This window comes from Kitasatospora sp. McL0602 (genome assembly GCF_052076145.1).
GTDB lineage: Bacteria > Actinomycetota > Actinomycetes > Streptomycetales > Streptomycetaceae > Kitasatospora.
The window spans coordinates 954131-975834 of sequence record NZ_CP197246.1; the positions used below are offsets into that span (position 1 = coordinate 954131).

Here is a 21704-nt window from a genome sequence, read left to right on the forward strand (position 1 = left end):
TCACCCATGACTGGCATCTCCACGCACGTGCTCGACACCAGCCTCGGCCGCCCGGCCGAAGGTGTCCCGGTCGAGCTCGCACTGCACACCGAGGGTGGCTGGCAGGTGCTCGGCACCTCCGCCACGGACTCCGACGGCCGGGCCAAGGACCTGCCGGCCGTGGAGGCGGGCTCGGTCGTCCGGCTCCTCTTCGACACCGCTGCCTACTACGCGCAGAAGTCGGACGAGCAGCCGTTCTTCCCCGAGGTCTCGATCGTCTTCACGGTCGCACCCGCGCAGCACCACTACCACGTGCCGCTGCTGCTCAACCCGTTCGGATACTCGGTCTACCGCGGAAGCTAGACCGCGAAAAGCTTAGGAGCCACGCCATGGCCCACGTGCTCGGTCAGAACCAGTACGGCAAGGCGGAGAACCGCATCGTCCGCGTCTACCGTGACAGCACCCGTCACGAGATCAAGGACCTGAACGTCTCGGTCGCCCTCTCCGGTGACCTCGACGACGTCCACCTCACCGGCTCCAACGCCAACTGCCTGCCCACCGACACCACCAAGAACACCGTCTTCGCGTTCGCGAAGGAGTACGGCATCGAGTCGGCGGAGGCCTTCGGCATCACGCTGGCGAAGCACTTCGTCGACAACAACGAGCCGATCCACCGCGCCCGGATCCGGATCGAGGAGTACACCTGGGACCGGATCAAGACCCCGGACAGTTCCTCGCGCTTCATCGGCTCCGAGGAGGTCGGGCACTCCTTCTCGCGCAACGGCGGTGAGACCCGGACCTGCGAGATCACCTACGACGGCACCACCGTCCAGGTCATCTCGGGCCTCAAGGACCTGGTGGTCATGAACACCACCAACTCGGAGTTCTGGGGCTACATCAAGGACCAGTACACCACCCTGAAGGAGGCCTACGACCGCATCCTGGCGACCCAGGTGACGGCTCGTTGGAAGTACTCCTTCAGCGGCGCGGAGGGCGAGGCCCAGCCGAACTGGAACCGCTCCTACGCCCACGTACGCCGCCACATGCTGGAGGCGTTCGCCGAGACCTACTCGTACTCGCTGCAGCAGACCCTGCACGCCATGGGCACCCGGGTGCTGAACAACCGCGCCGAGGTGGACGAGGTCCGCCTGGAGCTCCCGAACAAGCACCACTTCCTCGTCGACCTGGAGCCCTTCGGCCTCAAGAACGACAACGAGGTGTACTACGCCGCGGACCGCATGTACGGCCTGATCGAGGGCACCGTGCACCGCGAGGGCGTCGTACCGGTCATCCCGGTCGCCTGACCCAGCACCACCCCATGACTCCCGCCCGGCACCGCTGCACCCACCAGGCCCACAGCTCTGGACGGTACCGGACGGGCCCTTGCACCACCTGTTTCTCCACCCCCACCAACCGGAGATCGTGCTCGCCTCGCGGCGGCCGGCCCGGGGAGCTGGAGAAGCCGCCCGGGGGACCCTTGCTCCGCCGTCCCGCCCCCGGACCCTCTCCAGCGCCGCGGGCGCGCCGAGAGCCACGAGCACAAGAGGGGCTCGACATGGCACTCCGCTTCACCCGTACCAAAGACGGCGGTTCCACCCCTTCCAGACCTTCGGGTCCGGACGGTGTGTCAACCAACCTCCCCGATGCACCGTCCGGACACGAAGTCCCCAGTGTCCACCCCGTGGACGAGCTGCTGCCCCCGGTGAAACTCATCAGCACCGGTCTCCAGCACGTCGCCGCGATGTACGCGGGCGTAGTAGCGCCCCCGCTCATCGTCGGGGCCGGCGTGGGTCTCACCCCCGCCGAGCTCGCCCTCCTGATCTCGGCCAGCCTGTTCACCGCGGGCCTGGCCACCCTGCTCCAGACGCTCGGCGTGTGGCGCATAGGCGCACGGCTGCCGTTCGTGAACGGCGTCTCGTTCGCCGGGGTCGCGCCCATGATCGCGATCGCCAAGGAACACGGCCCGAAGGACGCCCTACCGGTGATCTTCGGAGCAGTGATCGTCGCGGGGGTCCTGTGCTTCCTCGCGGCACCGTACTTCTCCAAGCTCATCCGGTTCTTCCCGCCGGTCGTCCAGGGCACCGTGATCACCCTCATCGGGGTGTCCCTGCTGCCGGTCGCGGTCAACTGGGCCCGTGGCGGTTCACCCGCCGCACCCGGTTTCGGCTCCATGCGGGCCATCGGACTCGCCGCGTTCACCCTCGCCGCGGTCGTCCTCTGCAACAAGCTGCTCCGCGGCTTCTGGCAGCAGCTCTCGCTGCTCGTCGGGCTCGCCGCCGGCACGCTGCTCGCCTTCCCCCTCGGTCTCGCCGACTTCGGCGCGGTGCGGGACGCGCAGGTCTTCGCGCTCCCCTCGCCGTTCCACTTCGGCGCCCCGATGTTCGACGCGGCGGCGATCACCTCGTTCTGCATCGTCATGGTGGTCTCGATGACCGAGTCCACCGCCGACATGCTGGCGCTGGGCCAGATCGTCGAACGCGAGGCGGACGAGCGCACGCTGACGGCCGGTCTGCGGGCCGACGGGCTGGCCACCGCACTCAGCCCCGTCTTCAACGGCTTCGCCTGCAGCGCCTTCGCCCAGAACATCGGGCTGGTCGCACTGACGAAGATCCGCAGCCGCTTCGTGGTCGCGGCCGGCGGCGGGATCCTGATCCTGCTGGGTCTCTTCCCGGTGCTCGGCTCGTTGGTGTCACTGGTGCCGCAGCCCGTCCTGGGCGGCGCCGGGATCGTGCTCTTCGGCACGGTCGCGGCGAGCGGCATCCGGACCCTGGCGGAGGCCGGGATGGAGTCCAGCGGCAACACCATCCTGGTGTCCGTCTCGCTCGGGATCGGCATCGTCCCGATCGCCGTCCCGGACTTCTACGAGGCCTTCCCGGAGGCCGTCCGCACCCTGATGCACTCCGGGATCTCGGCCGGCTGCGTGATGGCCGTCCTGCTCAACCTGCTCTTCCACCACGTCGGTGCCGCCCGTAGGGCCCCAAACCCGGAGGCACCCGGCGCGACGGTGCCAACGGCGACACCGTCCTGACCGGTCGGGGGCGCGTACCGCTCATTACGCGCCCCCGACCCTCCCCCATAGGAGACACACCATGGCAGTCCAGCCCCCGCCCGCCGACCAGCGGATCGTGATCGAGAACGTCGCGATCGCGACGGTCGACGCCAACGACACCGAGTACGCCCGCGGCCACGTCGTCGTGCTCGGCAACAAGATCGAGTCGGTCGGCAACGGCCCCGCCCCGCAGTGGCTGGACAACGTGGTGCGCCGGGTCAACGGCGAGGGCCACCTGATCACCCCGGGCCTGGTCAACACCCACCACCACTTCTACCAGTGGATCACCCGGGGCCTGGCCCAGGACAACATCCTCTTCGACTGGCTGGTCGCGCTCTACCCGACCTGGGCCCGGATCGACGACAAGCTGGTGCACGCCGCCGCCCAGGGCTCGGCCGCCGCCCTGCTCAAGTCCGGCTGTACGACCGCCTCGGACCACCACTACGTGTTCCCGAAGGACGGCGGCGACATCCTCGGCGCCGAGATCGAGGCCGTCCAGGAGCTCGGCATGCGCTTCACCGCGCTGCGCGGCTCGATGGACCGCAGCAAGAAGGACGGCGGCCTGCCGCCGGACCACGCGGTCGAGAAGACCGAGGACATCCTGATCGCCTCCGAGGCCGCCGTCGACAAGTACCACGACGCCTCCTTCGACTCGATGCTGCAGATCGCCATCGCGCCCTGCTCCCCCTTCTCGGTCTCCACCGAGCTGATGCGCGAGGCCGCCCTCCTCGCCCGCCGCAAGGGCGTACGCCTGCACACCCACGGCTCCGAGACGGCCGAGGAGGAGCAGTTCTGCAAGGAGCTGTTCGGCATGGGCCCGACCGACTACTTCGAGTCGACCGGCTGGCTCGGCGAGGACGTCTGGATGGCGCACTGCGTCCACATGAACGACTCGGACATCGCCAAGTTCGCCGAGACCGGCACCGGTGTCGCGCACTGCCCGTCCTCCAACGCCCGCCTCGCGGCCGGCATCGCCCGCGTCCCGGACATGCTGAAGGCCGGTGTCCCGGTCGGTCTCGGCGTCGACGGCACCGCCTCCAACGAGTCGGGCGAGCTCGGCACCGAGCTGCGCAACGCGCTGCTGATCAACCGCCTGCACGGCCGCCCGGACGCGCTGACCGCCCGCTCCGCGCTGCGCCTCGGCACCATGGGCGGCGCCCGGGTGCTCGGCCGTCACAACGAGATCGGCTCGATCGAGGTCGGCAAGCTCGCCGACCTGGCGCTCTGGAAGATCGACGGCATCATGCACTCCTCGATCGCCGACCCGGTCGCCGCCCTCTCGCTGGGCGCCCTGCCGCCGCTGGCGCTGCTGCTCGTCAACGGCAACCCGGTGGTCGAGAAGGGCCTGCTGACCACCGTCAACGAGGAGAAGATCGCCCAGGACTGCGCCCGCGCAGCCAAGGAGCTGGCCGCCCGCGGCTGACCCACCCCGAAGACTCCGGGCCGCGCCTGGGACGGCGCGACACCCGGACTCCGCCCCCGCTCGGGAGACCGCGCGGGGGAACGGAGAGCAGCCCCGGACTCACGGCGAGAGTCCGGGGCTGTCACACGTGAACTTACGGGTAACTTGCGAGTAACCCTCAAAAGAAGCTCTGGGAATCGGCTCCGGGGTTACCAAATCCCGGATGTCCGGGTTTGCTACCCGTCATGAGCACGGAAACCAAGCCCTCCAGCATCAGCCCGCCCACCCCCGGCGACGGCCACCTCCAGGCCGGTCTGAAGAACCGCCACCTCTCCATGATCGCGATCGGCGGGGTGATCGGCGCCGGCCTCTTCGTCGGCTCCGGCGCCGGGATCGCCTCCACCGGCCCCGGCATCCTGCTGTCGTACGCGCTGGCCGGGGTGCTGGTCGTGATGGTGATGCGGATGCTCGGCGAGATGGCCGCGGCGGACCCGCAGAGCGGCTCGTTCTCGGCGTACGCGGACCGCGCGCTCGGCCGGTGGGCCGGGTTCACCATCGGGTGGCTGTACTGGTTCTTCTGGGTGGTCGTGCTCGCCGTCGAGGCGACGGCCGGGGCGAAGATCCTCAACGGCTGGCTGCCGGGCGTCCCGCAGTGGGCCTTCGCGCTGATCGTGATGGCCGTGCTGACCGCCACCAACCTCTTCTCGGTCTCCTCGTACGGCGAGTTCGAGTTCTGGTTCGCGGGCATCAAGGTGGTGGCGATCGCCGGCTTCATCGTGGTCGGCGTGCTCGCCGTGCTCGGCCTGCTGCCCGGCACCCACGCCGTCGGCGCCAGCAACCTGACCGGCCACGGCGGCTTCCTCCCGCACGGCGTCGGCGCGGTCTTCACCGGCATGCTGACCGTAGTCTTCGCCTTCATGGGCAGCGAGATCGTCACCCTGGCCGCCGGCGAGTCCGCCGACCCGGAGAAGGCCGTCAGCAAGGCCACCAACAGCGTGATCTGGCGGATTGGCGTCTTCTACCTGGGCTCGATCGCCATCGTCGTCACCCTGCTGCCCTGGGACTCGGCCTCGGTCAAGTCCAGCCCGTACGTCGCCGTGCTGGAGCACGTCGGCATCCCCGGCGCGGCGCAGCTGATGAACGTCATCGTGCTCACCGCCGTGCTGTCCTGCCTCAACTCCGGCCTCTACACCGCCTCCCGGATGGCCTTCTCGCTCGGGCGGCGCGGCGACGCGCCCCGGGCCTTCGCCAAGGTCTCCGGGCGGGGCGTGCCGCGCACGGCGATCCTCGCCTCGGTGGTCTTCGGCTTCGTCGCGGTCTTCTTCAACTACACCTACCCGGACAGCGTCTTCCAGTTCCTGCTGAACTCCTCCGGCGCCGTCGCGCTCTTCGTCTGGCTGGTGATCTGCTTCTCGCAGCTGCGGATGCGCAAGATCATCGAGCGGGAGAGCCCCGAGCGCCTCACCGTCCGGATGTGGCTCTACCCCTACCTAACCTGGGCCACCATCGGCCTGATCGCCTTCGTCGTGGTCTACATGTTCACCGACCACGACGGCCGCATCCAGATGATCCTCTCGCTGGTGGCGGCCGCCGTGGTACTGGTGGCGGCCGCCGTCGTGGCCCGCCGCCGCCGGTCCGTCAGTGGTGGAAGCTGACCTCGGGGAAGGCCGACGACGGGCCGTCGAGCAGCGGCTGCGGGATGCCCCGCAGCTGCTGGTCGAAGAAGGCCGCGACGTAGCTGCGGGTGAGCTGCACCGACCGCTCGGCACCGATCGTGGTGCCGGGCGGCGAGGGGATGCCCACCTTCTCGGCGAGGACCGGTATGTCGGTGAAGCTGCCGTGGTTCGACCCGGCGACGGTGATCCAGCGCTTCCAGCCGTCCAGCTTCGCCCAGGCGTCCACCCAGCTCGGGTCCTGCTCGCCGCCCAGGTCGTGGTTGACCATCAGGAAGGGGCGGCCGCCCAGGCCGGCGGCGGGGACGGGCTCGAACATCGTGCCGTCCAGGTTCACCCCGGCCAGCACCCGCTTGTCGGCGGCCATCGTGGTGGAGGCAGCGGCGCCGCCGATGGAGTGCCCGGCCATGCCGATCCGGCCGGGGTCGATCATGTGGGCGTACTTCCAGGCCGGCTGGTGGTGGCCGGTCAGCTCGTCGATCACGAAGGACATGTCCTTCGCCCGGCTCTGCTCGATGACCCCGGGGCCACCGGCGGGAGGCGTGTCGCAGATGGCGCAGGTGAGCGTCTTCCCGTCGGGGAAGGTGGTGCCGGCGTTCTCGTAGGTGTGGTCGACGAGTGCGACGACGTAACCCCGGCTGGCCAGGTCCTCGGCGAGGCTGGTGAGTTCGGTGCGGGGCATCGTGAAGCCGGGCGAGAGCAGCACCAGCGGGTACCTGCCCGGCTGCGGGCGCGCGTCCGTGTGCGACCAGGTGCGGGTCTCGGTGAGCTGCTCGGCCGTGACGGTCGTCCCCGGGAGCTTCAGGTCCAGCATGGCCTGGGCCGCGCCGAGGGTCATGTACGGGGCGGGCCCGCCCGTCCCGGGCCGGGCGGGGTAGTACATCGACACCATCAGCTGGCGCGGCCCGGCTGACGGCACCCACGGGTCCGGCCGGTCCTTGTCGACCAGGTGCAGGATCTCGCGGCCGACCGCGTACTGGCCGGTCGGGCGGGGGAGGTCCGCGTGGACGGCCTCCGGCGCCGTGGCGGAGTGCGCGAACGTGGACGTGGGGACGGCGAGCGCCGGAGCCGCCGCGATCACGGGGAGCGGCAGGACGAGGGCGAGGACGGCAGCGGCGGCCGTGCGGCGGATTCTGTTCATGACCGCAACGCTAGAAGGCAGCACGGAAACTGACGTCCCCTCAGCGGTGTATCCCGTCCGGCCCCCGTCAGACCGGAGGTCTACGATCCGTCCGTCCACAGGACTACGGGTTCCCTACGGGTTGGCATCTGCCGCAGGCACCTGGCAGGGTCTGCTGACACCCACAGACCATGATCGGGAAGGTGCGGGGAGATGGCTGACATACGGATCGAGCCCTGGGCCGAGGGCAACCTCTGGCTGCTGCTGGCCAAGAACACCCCGGAGATGACGGCCCACCTCGGCGGCCCGGAGCCGGAGGAGAAGCTGGCCGAGCGACACCGCCGCTACCTGGAGATGGGCGGCGCGGGCGGCGACGGCACGATGTTCAGCGTCGTCCGGCTCTCCGACGGGGAGACCGTCGGCACGGTCGGCTTCTGGAAGCGCGACTGGCAGGGCGAGACGGTGTACGAGGCCGGCTGGGGCATCCTGACGCCCCACCAGGGCCAGGGCCTCGCGGTCGTCGCCGTCGCGGCGGTGGTCGAGGCCGCCCGCGCGGAGGGCAGGTACCGCAGCGTGCACGCGTACCCGTCCGTCCACAACGCGGCCTCGAACGCGGTGGCCCGCAGGGCCGGGTTCGCCCTGCTGGGCGAGGTGGAGTTCGAGTACCCGAAGGGCAGCTTCAAGCCGTGCAACGACTGGTGCCTGGAGTTGCGGGGGCCGTCGGCGGCGGGCTGAACGAGGTGGCTCAGGGGCGGGGCCGGGGTGGCTGGGCGCACTTCGGGCACGGGGTGAGGTAGTTCCCCTGGTACCCGGCCTCGTGCAGCACCTTGTCGATTCGGGTGGTGGCCGTCGTGGCGCTCTGCCCGGCGGCGACCAACTCGCGTACGGCGGTGAGGAAGAGTGGCATGTCCTTCTGGTCGAGGGCATGTACGCAGTCCTGGCTGCCCTGCCAGGCCTGGGTGGCGACGGCGTGCCAGGCGATCTCGGCCTGGGGGTCGGGCACCCGGAAGTAGTAGCCGTTCTCCCAGCCGGCCACCCGGCCCAGGTCCTCGCAGGTGGGACGGACCTTGCTCAGCTGGGGCCAGCTGATGTCGTTGGCCTTGGTGTCCGCGCGCAGCAGACTGGTGAACCAGTTGGCGTCGGCGACGGCCTGGCTCAGCAGGAAGCCGCCGCCGAGGCGGCGCCAGCTGTACACCTGACCCGCCCTGACCTCGGCGGAGACCGTCACGGGGGTGAGATCCGCCCACTGCCGCGTGTTCCGCTGGGCGATGGCCGGGCTGGCGATGGGGCCGGTCTGCCGCGTCCGGTAGACGGTGTCCGGCACGGCGATCCCCAGCGCCGCCACACAGAGCAGGCTCACGCACAGGCGCCGGACGCCGCGCGAGCCACGGCGCGCCCCCGGCGGGTGCGGGCGCGGCCTCCCTGCCCGGCGCGGCCGCACCCGCCGCAGCAGTGACGCCGTCGCGGCCACCAGGGCGGCGGTGATCGCACCGAGCACCACTGTGCCGGTCAGCATGACGGGGAAGAGGTCCCAGCGCATCAGCTTCCAGGCCGGGCGCCAGGCGCAGCTGCGTTCGAGGGTGTTCAGTGCCCTGACGCACCCGTCCGAGGAGACGAGCAGGAACATCCCGCCGAGCCCCAGCACCGCCGCCGTCCCGGCCGCGATCAGGGTGCCGAGCAGCCGGTGCCGGGAGGAGGCGGTGACGGCGGTGACGGCTGCCACCGCCGTGCCCGCCACCAGAGCCACGAACACCCAGGTCAGGTAGCTCAGCACGTACGGACCGTCGTGGCCCTGCGCCGCTCGCTGCGAGGTGTGCAGGTACGCCTGCACACCGGCCACGCCCACCCAGGCCAGCACCCCGCCGAGCAGGCCCGGCAGCAGCACCCGGCGCAGCCGTGGCAGCGGCTCCCCCGCTGGTGCTGCCGGGGCGCCACCCGCCCATCCAGGGGTGCCGGTGGCGGCCGAACCGAGCGACCAGGCGGCCAGCGGCAGCACCCACAGGGCCGCCACCGAGACCGGAGCCAGCGGCGGGCGGATGAGGTCACCCAGGATCGGCAGCACCACGGCGACGGCGGAGACCATGACGGGGTGCGCCACGGCCGAGCCGGGGAAGACCTGCTCGATCATCCGGCGGATCCCGGCGGTTCCGTACGAGAACCCGCCGACGTACACCATCCCGTTCACCCACCACCAGGTGAACCAGGACGCGAGCACCAGGCACGACGCCACCAGGCTGAGCAGCAGGACCGGGCGGAGCGTCCTCCGGCGCCAACTGGCGGCCCACAGACTGGCGCACTGGGTGACCCACCAGGCGAATGCTCCACCGGCGACCACGGGCAGCAGCAGGAAGTACGGCCGGTCCGGCAGCCAGTTCGGCCCGAAGGCATAGCCGGTGAGCAGCGCGCCGGCCACTGATCCGGCGCCCAGCCACAGCCCCGCCCGGATACCCGTCGGCACCCGGCCCGAGGTCAGGACGGCGTAGACCACCGACCGCCAGAGCGCCACCCCGGCGATCCCGGTGACCAGCGCGGCGGGCGCGAGTGCGACCAGCTGTTCCAGCCCCTCGCTGCCCAGGTTGTACGGCGCCAGGGCGTAGAACAGGTGGAACGCGATCAGGGTCGTGGCGGCCCCGGTCAGGAACATCGGCAGCGCCTGGACACCGAACAGCGCCGCAGGGTCGGTCAGCGCGTCCCGGCGTTGGTGCCAGTGCGGGTGTGTGCTCCACGGCTCCCGGAGCCGGGCGAGGGCGCGCCGGAGGCGGCCGCCCGAGTCGGGCACGGTGACGGCCCAGCTGTGCGGGTCCGCGCCCCAGCGCACTGCGGCCAGGTCGGCGTAGACCTCCCGGCTGCGCAGCACGTCCGCCCGCGCCAGGTGCACCAGGGCGACCATGACGGCGGGGAGCAGCAGGTTCCGGACCGCCGACGGCCCGTTGTCGTGCCAGTTCCACCACCGGAGTTGACTGTGGATGAGGCTGCCCTGCCAGGCCAGGTAGGGGACGAACACGACGGCGAGGAACGTCCGCCACAGGGCGACGGTGGCGTAGGTGATCGAGACGTCCCGGTTGGCGATGTGGGCGAGCTCGTGCAGCAGCACCGCGCGGAAGCGTTCCAGGTCACTTCGCCGGCTGGCGAGCAGGCCGCCGTGCAGACAGACGACCGGCCTACGGGTCCGCCCGAACACCACCGCACCGGTCGATGCGGCAGCCGGGTCGACCACCACCCGCGGCACCCGGGCCAGGCCGGCGGTGGCCGCCAGACCGGCCAGCAGGTCGCCGAGTTCGCCGTCCTGGTCGAGCAGGGCCAGCGGCACGACCCGGCCGCGCCGGGCCTTCCAGGCGGGCAGAGCCAGCAGCAGCACCCCCGCCGCCGCGGAGAGCAGGGCCGGCCATCCGACGATCTCCCACCAGGGCGGTGGCGGCGCGTACTTGGCCAGGCAGGCGAGGAAGGCGACGTCCTGCCCCAGCACCCCGGCCGCCGAGATCGCGTCGCCCCCGCGCACCGGGTCCACCCCCGCCGCGAGCTCGCAGCTCTGGTACCCCAGCACGGAATCGCTGTGCAGGCCGCCGTAGATGGCCGGCAGCATCATCGACCCGCTGGCCGCCAGCAACAGCACCAGCAGCATCGCGAACCGCACGGTCGTGCCCGCACCCAGCGCCCGCTCGTCGATCCGCGGCCGTGGGACGGCGGTGGCCATCGGGGTCACTCACCGACTGCGGGTGCGGCGTCCGGCCCGGCCAGCGCCAGCTTGGCCACCACCGCGTCCGCGAGCTCCTGCGCCCGCTCGGCCGACAGCCCCCGCCGCTGGGCCGTCTCCAGCACCAACTGCTGCACCTCACCCAGCTGCTCGCGGGTCAGCGGCGGGATGGTGACGGGCGGGACGGGGCGCCGGAGGACCTTGCGCAGCGCGGCCTTCACCCCCTTCTCGGCGAGCTCGACCCCGATGCCCGCGATCCGCTTCGCCGCCTCGTCGAGCGCCAGCCAGAGCACCGGCGACACCAGCACGGCGATCTCGCCCATGCCGAACCCCAGCGGTTCGCGCCGCGCGCCCTTGCCGCCGAGCCGTCGCACGACGGTGGCGTCGTCGAACCGGAACAGCCCGTCCACCAGCGGCGTCTCGTCCGGAGCCAGCTCGGCCACGATGTCGCGGACGAGATCGCGCACCCGGGCGCCGTCGGCACCCGGGGAGCCGGACGGGGAACCGGACGTGACAACTGCGGAATCCATGTCGATCCCCCGGGGGTTCGTCGCCTGACCGCGCCTACCGCGCCGACCGCTTCGGTGGCGCAAGCGGCACTCTGGCACGAAACTCCGATGGTTCGGAAGCGGTCTGACTGAACGTCGACAGTTTCGGCACAGTCGTCACGGCGCCGGGGTTCTCACTGCGCCGCCCCGGCCGGTGACGCCCTCGAACGCACCGTCTTCCACGGACAGCACGCCGCGAAGAAGGGCGCCGCACGCCAGAGGTAGGCGCGCCCCACGAGGGCGTCACCGGCCGGCTGCCGGACGCTACCGCGCGTTCCAGAGCTGGGTGTTGCCGCCGTAACAGCCCCACTGCACGAGGCTGGTGCCGTCCGAGTGGCTCCACGAGGCATCGAGACACTTGCCGCTGTCCACGTTCACCATCTCGTACCCTCCCCCCTTGGGGACCGAGTTCCAGAGCTGGGTGTTGCCGCCGTAGCAGGCCCACTGCACGACGGCCGTGCCGTCCGAGTGGCTCCACGAAGCATCGAGACACTTGCCGCTGTCCACGTTCACGACCTCGTACGCTCCGCCCACGGCAACCGTGTACCAACGCTGGGTGTTGCCGCCGTAGCAGCCCCACTGCACGACGGCCGTGCCGTCCGAGTGGCTCCAGGAGGCGTCCATGCACCTACCGCTGTCGACGTTGGCGATCTCCCATCCACTTGCCGCACTCGCCGCCGGGGCCGCGGACAGCATGAGTGTCATCGCCGAGACACCCACGCCGGCAACGGTCGCCGCATAACGCATCTTCTTGGATATTCCGAACATCCCTGGCCTCTTCCCCGTGCCGTGTTGTCGCCTCCGGCTTGAGCCGGGCGACTTGACTGACAGGATTCTGTCAAAGGTGACGTCACTATCGGCTGCCTACGTTTGGCCATTTCGAATTCGGCGACCGGACCGGGTGACAAGAGGTCATATCTCATGACTAGCAGGCAAGTAGCGGGCACCAAGGAGAGGCTTGCCACGCCTGCTGTGAAAGCGGTGACATGGGCCGGAAGCCGATCATGGCCGAGAACCTGCTTGGCGACTCGATGGGCGAGCTGAACTCCGGCACGGGCGACCCAAATGCCCGAATTGGGGCCATCGCGGTCCACCGCGATCGTACTCGAACGCATAGGAAGAAAATCCTCCCATCGCGCACGAAATCCCTTTATCCTACTGTCTCGCGCTCCGCAATCCAGCCCTTCAAGAAGTAGGCCCCATGACCTCCCAGCGGTCCCTTTCCACCGTCGCCGTCAGCCTGCTGCTGGCTCTCACCACCGCGGCCTGCGGCGGCACCGAGAAGCACGCTGCGGCCGACCCGTCCGCCTCAGCGCCGGCGACGGCGACGGCGACTCCGGCACTGACCGAGCTGAGTGGTGAGGAGATCCTCAAGCAGGCGCAGCAGGCGATGGCGCAGGCATCGTCGTTCCGAGAGGTGGGCGAGGTGGCGGACGGGGACGGGAACGCCGCGCTGGACCTGGCTGCGGACAGACAGGGAAACTGCGTCGGCACCGTGCGGGAGCGGAAGGCGGGCGGGTTCGAGGTGCGTCACTCAGCCACCCAGACGTGGATCAAGCCCGATGCCGTCGGCTGGCAGGCCCTGATCGTCAAGCAGGGAGCCTCCGCAGAGGTCGCTACGGCTGTGGCGGGCCGAGTCGAGGGCCGATATCTGACAGCGGGGCCGGGAGATTCGGGCCTGGAGGGGATGACCGAGCTGTGCAGGACGATGTCGGACATCCCCAAGGGACTGGCCGGCGCGACCAAGGTGGTCAAGGGGCCGGTCCAGGTCACCGAAGGTGTGCTGAGCATCAGTCTCACCGTCACGGATGCTGACGGGAGCTCAAGCCAGGTTTACGTGGCCGCCACCGGCAAGCCGTACCTGACGAAGCTCGAGGACCAGGCATCCACCGTTCCCACCCAGATCGTCTTCAGGGACTTCGACAAGCCCGTCACCGTCGAAGCTCCGGCCGCCGATCAGGTCCTCGACACCAAGGCCCTCGGGAAGCAGCTCGGGTAGGCCTGGGCCGGCGGGGCGCGGAGGCGGGCGTCACTCCAGGACCGGCGCCAGGCCGAACCCCGCGACGAGCTCCGGTTCGAGGAAGGTGACCATCCGGGCGATCCCGGTGGGCGTGACGGTGAGCAGCTGGACGCCGTGCCCGTGGTGGAGCCCGTCGCCCTCCCGCCGGTAGATGGCGAGCGCGGGTTGGCCGTTGGCCGTGGTGGGGAGCAGCCGGTTGACGCCGGGGCCGCCGAGGACCGTGCCTTCGATGAAGCGGCCGACGGCCTCGCGGCCACGGAACCAGGTCAGGTGCGGCGGCATCTCCAGCGCGACGTCCTCCCGGAGCAGTCGCAGCAGGCCGTCCATGTCGGCCTGCTCGAAGGCGACGACGTACTGGTCGACCAGTCGGCGGAGTTCCGGCCCGGTCGGCTCGGCGATCTCGTCCTCCAGCGGTGCCAGCCGTTCGAGCTGGGCACGGGCACGCTGCAGGGCGCTGTTGACGGCGGCGGTCGTGGTGTCCAGCAGCTCGGCCGTCTCGGAGGCCCGCCAGGCCAGCACGTCACGCAGGATCAGCACCGCCCGCTGCCGGGCCGGCAGGTACTGCAGCGCGCTGATCAGCGCGAGCCGGACGCTGCCCCGGGCAGCGACGACAGCCGCCGGGTCGGCGAGCGGTTCCACCCACTCGACCCCGGCCGTGGCCAGGACGAGTGGTTGCTCCGGGTCCTCGCTCGGGCCGGCCAGGCCCGACGGCAGGACTCTGGTGCTCCGGTGCCGGAGAGCGGTCAGACAGGCATTGGTGGCGATCTTGTACAGCCAGGCGCGCAGCGAGGACCGGCCCTCGAAACGACCGTACGAACGCCAGGCGCGCAGATACGTCTCCTGCACCAGGTCCTCGGCGTCGTGGATCGAACCGAGCATGCGGTAGCAGTGGACCAACAGCTCGGTCCGGTAGCCGTCGGTGAGCCGGGTGAACTCCTCGTCGCCCTCGGGCATCGGCGTCGCCCCTTCCGTCCGGCGCACCCGCCGCGCATCCAGTGTCCCTGTCATCCTGCCTCCTCCGGCCCGCATGCCCTCGTAGGTGAAGACCGCGCGGGCCGGGAGAACTCATCGGTCGGCTCGGCTCTCAGCTCAGCGCACTCAGCCCCTCCACGCCGAGCAGATAGGCGGGCCGGTCGTGGCCGGGATCACTCACGAGCTCGACGACGGCCTTGCCGACCTGTTCCGGGGTGAGCGTCGGCCCGACCCGGTCGAGGAAGGTCGGGACGTCGACACCCGCGCGCGCCGCGTACGCCGCCACCGCCGTCTCGCCGAGGCCGGTGGCGGGGGTGAGCTTCGGGAGCACCGAGACGAACCTGATGCCCAGGGCCCCGCGCTCGGACTCCTCGCCGGCGTAGGCGGAGACGAACCTCACCGTGGCCTTGGCCCCCGCGTAACCGCCACTGATCGGCGAGCCGAAGACCGCGGCTCCGCTGGAGAGCGCGATGACCACGCTGCCGGGGTCGAGCGGGGCGAGCAGCGCCTCGCGGGTCCAGTGGAACGCCTGCTTGACATCGACCTCCCAGGGGCGGCTGAAGCTCTCCCAGGTGTGGCGGTGGATCGGACGTGACAGCGGGCTCGCCCCCGCGTTGAGCACGAGGACCTGCGGCCGGTACCGGTCGATCAGCCGGCCCGCCACGACGGGATCGGTCGCGTCGGCGGTCACCGGGGTGAAACCGTCACCGAGCTGCGCCTGGACCTCTGCCAACTCCCCGCTGCTCCGGGCCACCCCGACGACCCGGGCCCCTGCCTGGCACAGCGCGGTCGCGACACCGCGGCCGAAGCCCCGGCCCGCGCCGGTGACGAGCGCCGTCGTTCCGGCGATTTCTGTTCCGGCGATTTCTTGCGTGGACATCCCGAACTCCTCGGTCGGTACCGAGAGCGCGCGGGTGCGCGGCCCTCACTGATGAGGACTCCGGGCACGGTCAGGACTCATCGCCGGGACGAGCCCGGAGACCGCGGGGCTCAGGCGGTGCGGCCCAGGGTGGCGAGGTAGGCGCGCCAGCCGCCGTGGGTGGTGATCTCGCGGTGGATGCCGCGTTCGGCCTCGCCCCGGGCGAGGAGCATCGAGAGGCAGGCGCTGCCGTCGGCGAGCTGGATGACGCCGAGCTCCAGCTCGCGGGGTTCGCCGGGGAGGATGACGTCGCGCAGGTGCTCCAGGGAGACGTCGTAGAGCTCGCCCTCGATGGCGGTGGGGGCGGCGGGGTCGGGGTGGAGGCCGGGGCAGACGTCGTCGATGGAGAAGAAGCGGTAGCCGGGGGCGGTGGTGACGGGGCCGATCAGGGCGTCGGCGACCGAGGCGTGGAAGGGGCCGCCGACCATGGCCTGGCCGTTGAAGAAGATACGGGCCATCAGGAGCTCCAGGGGAGGAAAGAACGTCGCGGCCGGGCAGGGCGCCCGGCCGCGACGTACGGACCGGAGCAATCGCCGCCGCCAGTGCTACAGCTTGGCAGGCGGCAGGGCGATCACCGGCGGATAGATTGTGGGCAGTCCAGCAGGGCCGGTCAGTCCAGCAGGGCGAGCGCGGGCAGGGTCAGGAAGTCCGCGAAGTCCTCCGCGAGCGAGACCTGCTCGAACAGCTTGGCGGCCTCGGCCCAGCGCCCACCGGCGTACGCCTCGTCGCCCAACTCGGCACGCAGCGCGGCGAGTTCCTCGGCCACCAGCCGGTGGACGAGCGCGGCCGTGGCCTTCTCGCCGGTGTCGCCGAGCACGACGCCGTTGTGGATCCACTGCCAGATCTGCGAGCGGGAGATCTCGGCGGTGGCGGCGTCCTCCATCATGTTGAAGATGCCGACGGCGCCCAGGCCGCGCAGCCACGCCTCGATGTAGCGGACGCCGACCTGGACGGCGTTGTGCAGGCCGGCCTCGGTGCAGCTGCCGCCCGCGCCCGCGATGTCGAGCAGCTCGGCGGGGGTGACGACCTCCGGCGAGCCGGGGTTGTCCTTCTGGTTCGGCCGGCCGCCGAGCACCGCGTCGAAGGAGGCGCGGGCCACGGGGACGAGATCCGGGTGGGCGACCCAGGAGCCGTCGAAGCCGTTGCCGGCCTCGCGGTCCTTGTCGGTGCGGACCTTCTCCAGCGCGGCGGCGTTGACCTCGGGGTCGCGGCGGGAGGGGATGAAGGCGGCCATGCCGCCGATCGCGTGGGCGCCACGCCTGTGGCAGGTCTGCACCAGCAGGCGGGTGTACGCGGCCATGAACGGCGCGGCCATGGTGACGCTGTTGCGGTCGGGCAGGATGTAGTGCTCGCCCGCGTCGCGGAAGTTCTTGACGATCGAGAACAGGTAGTCCCAGCGGCCGGCGTTGAGCCCGGCGGCGTGCTCGCGCAGCTCGTAGAGGATCTCGTCCATCTCGAACGCGGCGGTGATCGTCTCGATCAGGACGGTCGCGCGGACGGTGCCGTGCGGGATGCCGAGGGCGGCCTGCGCGTGGGTGAAGACGTCGTTCCAGAGCCGGGCCTCGAGGTGGCTCTCGGTCTTCGGGAGGTAGAAGTAGGGGCCCGAGTTCGGGTCCTCCGCGCCGCGCCCGAGCAGGCGGGCGGCGTTGTGGAAGAAGTAGAGGCCGAAGTCGAAGAAGGCACCCGCGACGGGCGTGCCGTCGACCAGCAGGTGGTTCTCGTTCAGGTGCCAGCCGCGCGGGCGGACCACGACGGTGGCGAGCTCGGCGGCGGGCTTGAGGGCGTAGGACTTGCCACCGGGGGCGGTGAAGTCGATCCGGCCCTCGAAGGCGTCGATCAGGTTGACCTGACCGCTGACCACGTTCTCCCAGGTGGGGGCGGTGGCGTCCTCGAAGTCGGCGAGCCAGATCTTCGCGCCGGAGTTGAGGGCGTTGATGACCATCTTGCGGTCGGTCGGGCCGGTGATCTCGACCCGGCGGTCCTGCAGCGCGCGCGGCGCCTCGGCGACCTTCCAGTCACCGGCCCGGACCTCGGCCGTCTCGGGCAGGAAGTCGAGGGTACCGGCGGCCGCGATCTCCGCGCGGCGGGTCCTTCGTCGGGTCAGGAGCTCCTGGCGTCGACCTTCGAAAGCGCGGTGGAGACCGACGACGAAGGCAACCGCCTCCGGCGTGAGCACCTCCTCGGCGCGGGCGACGCGCGGACCGGCGACAGTGACGACCGGAGCGGCGGGGGAAGCGCCGACGGGTCCCTGATCTGCAGCCATGGGCAGGACACTCCTTGGACGGTTGAGCCAGCGAAGGGAGCTCCGGTGGGAACTTCCCTGATCTGAAACCCACCTACTGGCGGGTTTCCTTCTGTAGGGTGGAGACTAGTTTCCGCGATACAGAATTTCAACGGTTTGTTGAGGTAGATCGCTGGGACTCTACTCCTCCCCCGACAGCGAAGGGAACGCCGGTGTCCAGCACCCCCGCCGCAGCACCCACAGGCACCGACCGCGCCAGCGGCGGCGTGCAGTCCGTCGAGCGCGCCTTCCAGCTGCTGGAGGCACTGGCCGACTCCGGCGGGGTGGCGACCCTCAGCGAGCTCTCCACCACCTCCGGCCTGCCGATGCCCACGATCCACCGACTCATTCGTACCCTCGTCCAGCAGGGGTATGTCCGCCAGGACACCGCCCGCCGCTACACCCTCGGCCCGCGCCTGATCCGCCTCGGCGAGACCTCGGGCCGCCTGCTCGGCAGCTGGGCCCGCCCCTACCTGGCCGAGCTGATGGAGGCCACCGGCGAGACGGCCAACCTGGCCGTGCTGGAGGGCGGCGAGGTGGTGTACGTCGGGCAGGTGCAGTCGCGCCGCTCGATGCGGATGTTCACCGAGGTCGGCCGCCGGGTGCAGCCGCACTGCACCGGCGTCGGCAAGGCGCTGCTCGCCCAGCTCCCCGAGGACGAGGCCCGCGCGGTGCTCGGCAACGCCCCGCTCCAGTCGCACACCCCCTACACCGTGACCGACCCGGCCGAGCTCTTCGCCCAGCTCGCCCAGGCCCGCGAGCGCGGGTACGTCGTCGACGACCAGGAGCAGGAAATCGGCGTCCGCTGCATCGCCGTCGCCGTCCCCGGCGCGCCCACCCCCACCGCCCTCTCCGTCTCCGGCCCCGAGGCCCGCATCCGCGCGCTGGAGGAGCAGGCGGGCAACGCCGGGCTCGTCCCGGTGATGCGGCACATCTCAGCCCGGCTGGGCCAGGTGCTGGCCCCCTGACGCAGCGTTGACGCCAGGGGGCCGGAGGCAGGTCAGCCGCGCAGGCCCGCCATCCAGGCCTCGACGGCGTCGGCCCGGCGGGGCAGGGCGGCGGAGAGGTTCTCGTTGCCGTCGGCGGTGACGAGGATGTCGTCCTCGATCCGGACGCCGATGCCCCGGTACTCCTCGGGGACGGTCAGGTCGTCGACCTGGAAGTACAGCCCCGGCTCGACGGTGAGGACCATGCCGGGCTCCAGCGTGCCGTCGACGTACATCTCGGTGCGGGCGACCGCGCAGTCGTGGACGTCCATGCCGAGCATGTGGCCGGTGCCGTGCATCGTCCAGCGGCGGTGCAGGCCCAGCTCGTAGACCTTCTCCAGGTCCAGGCCCCCGAACAGGCCCCAGGAGAAGAGCCTCTCGGCGAGCACCCGCTGCGCGGCCAGGTGGAAGCCCCGGTAGTCGGCGCCCGGCCGGACGGCCGCGATGCCGGCCTCCTGCGCCTCGAACACCGCGTCGTAGATCTGCCGTTGGAGCGGCGTGAACCGGCCGTTGATCGGCAGGGTGCGGGTGAGGTCGGCGGTGTAGAGGTTGCGGGTCTCCACGCCGGCGTCGAGCAGCAGCAGCTCACCGGAGCGCACGGCGCCGTCGTTGCGCACCCAGTGGATGGTGGTCGCGTGTGCACCGGCGGCGGCGATCGTGCTGTAGCCGACGGTGTTGCCCTCGACCCGGGCCCGCAGGTGGAAGGTGCCCTCGATCCAGCGCTCGCTGGTCGCCTCGGCCCGGTCCAGCGTGCGGACGACGTCCTCGAAGCCCCGGATGGTGGACTCGCAGGCCAACCGCAGCTCGGCGATCTCGAACTCGTCCTTGATGCGCCGCAGTTCGGAGAGGAAGACCCCGAACTCCTCGTCGCCCTCGGCGTTCGAGCTGCCCGCCGTCGCCGCCTCGATGCCCGCGTCGTAGCCGCGCAGCACGCGGGACGGGCGGGCGGCTGCCCGGAGCTCGTCGGCCAGCTTGCGGACGTCCTTGCAGGGCAGGCCGAGCAGTTGCTCGTTCTCGGTCAGGCTGTTGCGGCGGCCGTCCCACAGCTCGCCCTGCCCGGAGAGCCAGAACTCGCCGTTCTCCCGGTCGGATCGGGGCAGCAGATAGGCGGTGGCCAGGTGGCCGCCGTCCGCCTCGGGCTCCAGGACGAGTACGCCGTTCTCGCTCTGATCCCCCGTCAGATAGGCGTAGTCGGAGGACGGGCGGAAGGGGTAGTCCGTGTCGTTGGAGCGCACCTTGAGGTTGCCGGCCGGGATCACCAGCCGCTCGCCGGGGAAGCGGGTGGAGAGTTCGGCCCGGCGGCGGGCGGTGTGGGCGGCCTGCGCGATGGGCTCCAGACCGTGCCGCTCGGTGTCGGCCCAGCCCTGCTTCATGTTCTCGGCAAGTTCCTGACTCACTGAAAGGTCCAGACCGTTCTTCCGTTGCTGTATGGCCACGCCCTCGGCGCCCTCCGGCTCCTGGCCGGTCGCCTGGTTGTCCGACGTACGTTCAGTCACGGCTGCCTCCTGAGTCACCTGCGGTCGGCACGCATTGTATGGGTGCGGGGGCTCGGCGGTCTCAGCTCGTGACCGCGATTCTGCCGTTCAACTGCCTGAATCAGCCCGCATTTTGGTCATTGACACAGTGCCATGGCACGCCTAGCGTAACGATCTGAACGGGGCTGGGAGCACCGGAGTTCGGCACGGTCGACAGGGAATAGGTCCATTCCCCGACGTGTCACGGGGCTTGTTATGTCGGCCCGAATTGTCGGACCTTCATCGGGGATTTTTCGCACCAGCCGTTTCTGCGCCGACGGGAGCACTGTGTCCGAGGGTACAGCTGAGCCGAATTCCGGGCTCGGGTCCTATTTCCGACTGCTGCGAGCACCCGGCGCGTCAACTCTGGCTCTCTGGGGCGTGGTTGGCCGGTTCCCGATCGCCATGCGGTCGCTCAGCTGCCTGCTGCTGATCTCGTACCTCACCGGGTCGCTGGCCGAGGCCGGGACGGTCGCGGCGGCGATGCTGGTCTCCCAGGGCGTGGCCAGCCCGGTGCTCGGGCGGCTGGCCGACCGGCTCAGCCAGCGGCGGGTGCTGCTCACCGCCTGTGTGGCCCACGCGGTCGGGATGGCAGCGCTGTTGACGGCGATCCTGCTCCGGGCGCCGCTCTGGCTGATGCTCGTACCGGCGGTGGCGACGGGGTGCTCGTGCGTGTCGTTCACCTCGTTCATGCGGGCCCGTTGGGCCGCGATGGTCGACCAGCGCAGGCTGCGGACGGCCTACGCGCTGGAGTCGATGCTGGACGAGACGATCTTCCTGCTCGGGCCGCTGCTGGTCACCGCGCTGGCCTCGGTGGTGCACCCCGCCGCCGGGCTGGTGGCCTGCGTGGTGCTGACCACCGCCGGCTCGATCGCCGTGGCGCTGCACGGCCGGTCCGAACCGGCCTCCGCCGAGCAGACGCCGGGCCGGGGCCCGCAGCGGGCGATCGCGGTGCGCGGGGTGCAGATCCTGACGCTCTCGTACGCCGGAATGGGCTTCCTGCTGGGCGCAGTCGACGTGACGCTGGTCGCCTTCGCCAAGGAGCGGTCGGCGTCCGGGCTCGGCGGTGTGTTCATGGCGCTCACGGCCGTCGGCAGCCTGATCGCCGGTTCGGCCTACGGCGCGGTCGACTGGCGCCTGCCGCAGGCCAGGCTGATCTCCGTCACCGCCCTGGTGCTGACGCTCGGCGTGATCCCGCTGGCCTTCGTCGGGTCACTCCCGCTGATGGCCTTCCTCGCCGTCGTCGCAGGTGTCGCGATCTCCCCCGCGCTGATCGCGGGCAGCACCCTGCTGGAGTCGCAGGCCCCGAAGGGCTCCCTCTCCGAGGGCTTCTCGTGGCTCAGCAGCGCCGGTGCCCTCGGCATCGGCCTCGGCACGGCCGTCGGCGGGCGGCTGGCCGACCTGGGCAGCTCCGACCGGGCGGCCTGGGCAGCCGTCGGCGGCGGCGTCTTCGCCCTCGCCCTGACCATCGCAGGACAGCCGTCCTGGCGCGCGAAGCAGGCGGCTCCGGAACCGGATTCGAAAGTGGCGGTACTGGAACGATGAAC

At 71.0% G+C, this 21704-nt stretch carries 18 protein-coding genes; 9 read left to right on the forward strand and 9 right to left on the reverse strand.

All coding sequences use genetic code 11. From position 1 onward, the window contains the following. The first annotated feature begins 6 nt into the window (after window positions 1–6). From uraH to ACR68M_RS04555, 5 genes are all read left to right on the forward strand, one after another. A complete protein-coding gene (gene uraH, locus ACR68M_RS04535; RefSeq protein WP_441249091.1) occupies window positions 7–342 on the forward strand; it encodes a hydroxyisourate hydrolase in 336 nt (111 codons plus the stop codon). Between the two features lie 26 nt (window positions 343–368). After that, window positions 369–1283, forward strand: a complete 915-nt coding sequence (gene pucL / locus ACR68M_RS04540; protein ID WP_441249092.1) for a factor-independent urate hydroxylase — start codon at window positions 369–371, stop codon at window positions 1281–1283. A gap of 251 nt (window positions 1284–1534) precedes the next feature. Then, window positions 1535–3007 (forward strand): nucleobase:cation symporter-2 family protein, encoded by a 1473-nt coding sequence (locus ACR68M_RS04545; RefSeq protein ID WP_441249093.1) that lies wholly within the window; start codon window positions 1535–1537, stop codon window positions 3005–3007. 61 nt (window positions 3008–3068) lie between these two features. Continuing rightward, window positions 3069–4451 (forward strand): 8-oxoguanine deaminase, encoded by a 1383-nt coding sequence (locus tag ACR68M_RS04550; protein ID WP_441249094.1) that lies wholly within the window; start codon window positions 3069–3071, stop codon window positions 4449–4451. Window positions 4452–4675: 224 nt separating this feature from the next. Further along, window positions 4676–6085, forward strand: coding sequence for an amino acid permease (locus ACR68M_RS04555; protein ID WP_441249095.1), 1410 nt, complete (start codon window positions 4676–4678; stop codon window positions 6083–6085). Here ACR68M_RS04555 and ACR68M_RS04560 read toward each other — a convergent pair. Next, window positions 6069–7244 carry an alpha/beta hydrolase family protein gene (locus ACR68M_RS04560; RefSeq protein WP_441249096.1) on the reverse strand — a complete coding sequence of 392 codons (1176 nt, stop codon included), beginning with the start codon at window positions 7242–7244 and terminating at the stop codon, window positions 6069–6071. The genes ACR68M_RS04555 and ACR68M_RS04560 overlap by 17 nt on opposite strands. Window positions 7245–7436: 192 nt before the next feature. On the opposite strand from ACR68M_RS04560, the gene ACR68M_RS04565 reads away from it, so the two are divergent. After that, window positions 7437–7958 (forward strand): GNAT family N-acetyltransferase, encoded by a 522-nt coding sequence (locus tag ACR68M_RS04565; RefSeq protein WP_441249097.1) that lies wholly within the window; start codon window positions 7437–7439, stop codon window positions 7956–7958. A 10-nt stretch (window positions 7959–7968) separates the two neighbouring features. Here the strand turns inward: ACR68M_RS04565 and ACR68M_RS04570 are convergent, their stop codons facing one another. The 3 genes from ACR68M_RS04570 to ACR68M_RS04580 form a co-directional block, all read right to left on the reverse strand. Then, the gene (locus tag ACR68M_RS04570) at window positions 7969–10917 is read right to left on the reverse strand and encodes a M48 family metalloprotease (protein ID WP_441249098.1); all 2949 of its coding nucleotides are present in this window, start codon (window positions 10915–10917) and stop codon (window positions 7969–7971) included. A gap of 5 nt (window positions 10918–10922) precedes the next feature. Continuing rightward, complete coding sequence (locus tag ACR68M_RS04575) at window positions 10923–11447, reverse strand: hypothetical protein (protein ID WP_441249099.1); 525 nt, start codon at window positions 11445–11447, stop codon at window positions 10923–10925. 282 nt (window positions 11448–11729) lie between these two features. Continuing rightward, window positions 11730–12170, reverse strand: a complete 441-nt coding sequence (locus ACR68M_RS04580) for an RICIN domain-containing protein (protein ID WP_441249100.1) — start codon at window positions 12168–12170, stop codon at window positions 11730–11732. 496 nt (window positions 12171–12666) lie between these two features. On the opposite strand from ACR68M_RS04580, the gene ACR68M_RS04585 reads away from it, so the two are divergent. Then, complete coding sequence (locus ACR68M_RS04585; protein ID WP_441249101.1) at window positions 12667–13464, forward strand: hypothetical protein; 798 nt, start codon at window positions 12667–12669, stop codon at window positions 13462–13464. 30 nt (window positions 13465–13494) lie between these two features. On the opposite strand, the gene ACR68M_RS04590 is transcribed toward ACR68M_RS04585, so the two are convergent. The 4 genes from ACR68M_RS04590 to aceB form a co-directional block, all read right to left on the reverse strand. Further along, window positions 13495–14493: a sigma-70 family RNA polymerase sigma factor gene (locus tag ACR68M_RS04590; protein ID WP_441249102.1), complete on the reverse strand. Its 999-nt coding sequence runs from the start codon at window positions 14491–14493 to the stop codon at window positions 13495–13497. Window positions 14494–14569: 76 nt separating this feature from the next. After that, window positions 14570–15337: an SDR family oxidoreductase gene (locus ACR68M_RS04595; protein ID WP_441249103.1), complete on the reverse strand. Its 768-nt coding sequence runs from the start codon at window positions 15335–15337 to the stop codon at window positions 14570–14572. A gap of 110 nt (window positions 15338–15447) precedes the next feature. Further along, a complete protein-coding gene (locus ACR68M_RS04600) occupies window positions 15448–15834 on the reverse strand; it encodes an allophanate hydrolase-related protein (protein WP_441249104.1) in 387 nt (128 codons plus the stop codon). A gap of 152 nt (window positions 15835–15986) precedes the next feature. Beyond that, complete coding sequence (gene aceB, locus ACR68M_RS04605; protein ID WP_441249105.1) at window positions 15987–17639, reverse strand: malate synthase A; 1653 nt, start codon at window positions 17637–17639, stop codon at window positions 15987–15989. A gap of 191 nt (window positions 17640–17830) precedes the next feature. On the opposite strand from aceB, the gene ACR68M_RS04610 reads away from it, so the two are divergent. Continuing rightward, window positions 17831–18625 (forward strand): IclR family transcriptional regulator, encoded by a 795-nt coding sequence (locus ACR68M_RS04610; RefSeq protein ID WP_441249106.1) that lies wholly within the window; start codon window positions 17831–17833, stop codon window positions 18623–18625. A gap of 32 nt (window positions 18626–18657) precedes the next feature. Here the strand turns inward: ACR68M_RS04610 and ACR68M_RS04615 are convergent, their stop codons facing one another. Then, window positions 18658–20139 carry an aminopeptidase P family protein gene (locus ACR68M_RS04615; protein ID WP_441249107.1) on the reverse strand — a complete coding sequence of 494 codons (1482 nt, stop codon included), beginning with the start codon at window positions 20137–20139 and terminating at the stop codon, window positions 18658–18660. 423 nt (window positions 20140–20562) lie between these two features. Here ACR68M_RS04615 and ACR68M_RS04620 point away from each other — a divergent pair, with 423 nt between their 5' ends. Continuing rightward, complete coding sequence (locus ACR68M_RS04620; RefSeq protein WP_441249108.1) at window positions 20563–21702, forward strand: MFS transporter; 1140 nt, start codon at window positions 20563–20565, stop codon at window positions 21700–21702. Window positions 21703–21704 lie beyond the last annotated feature (2 nt).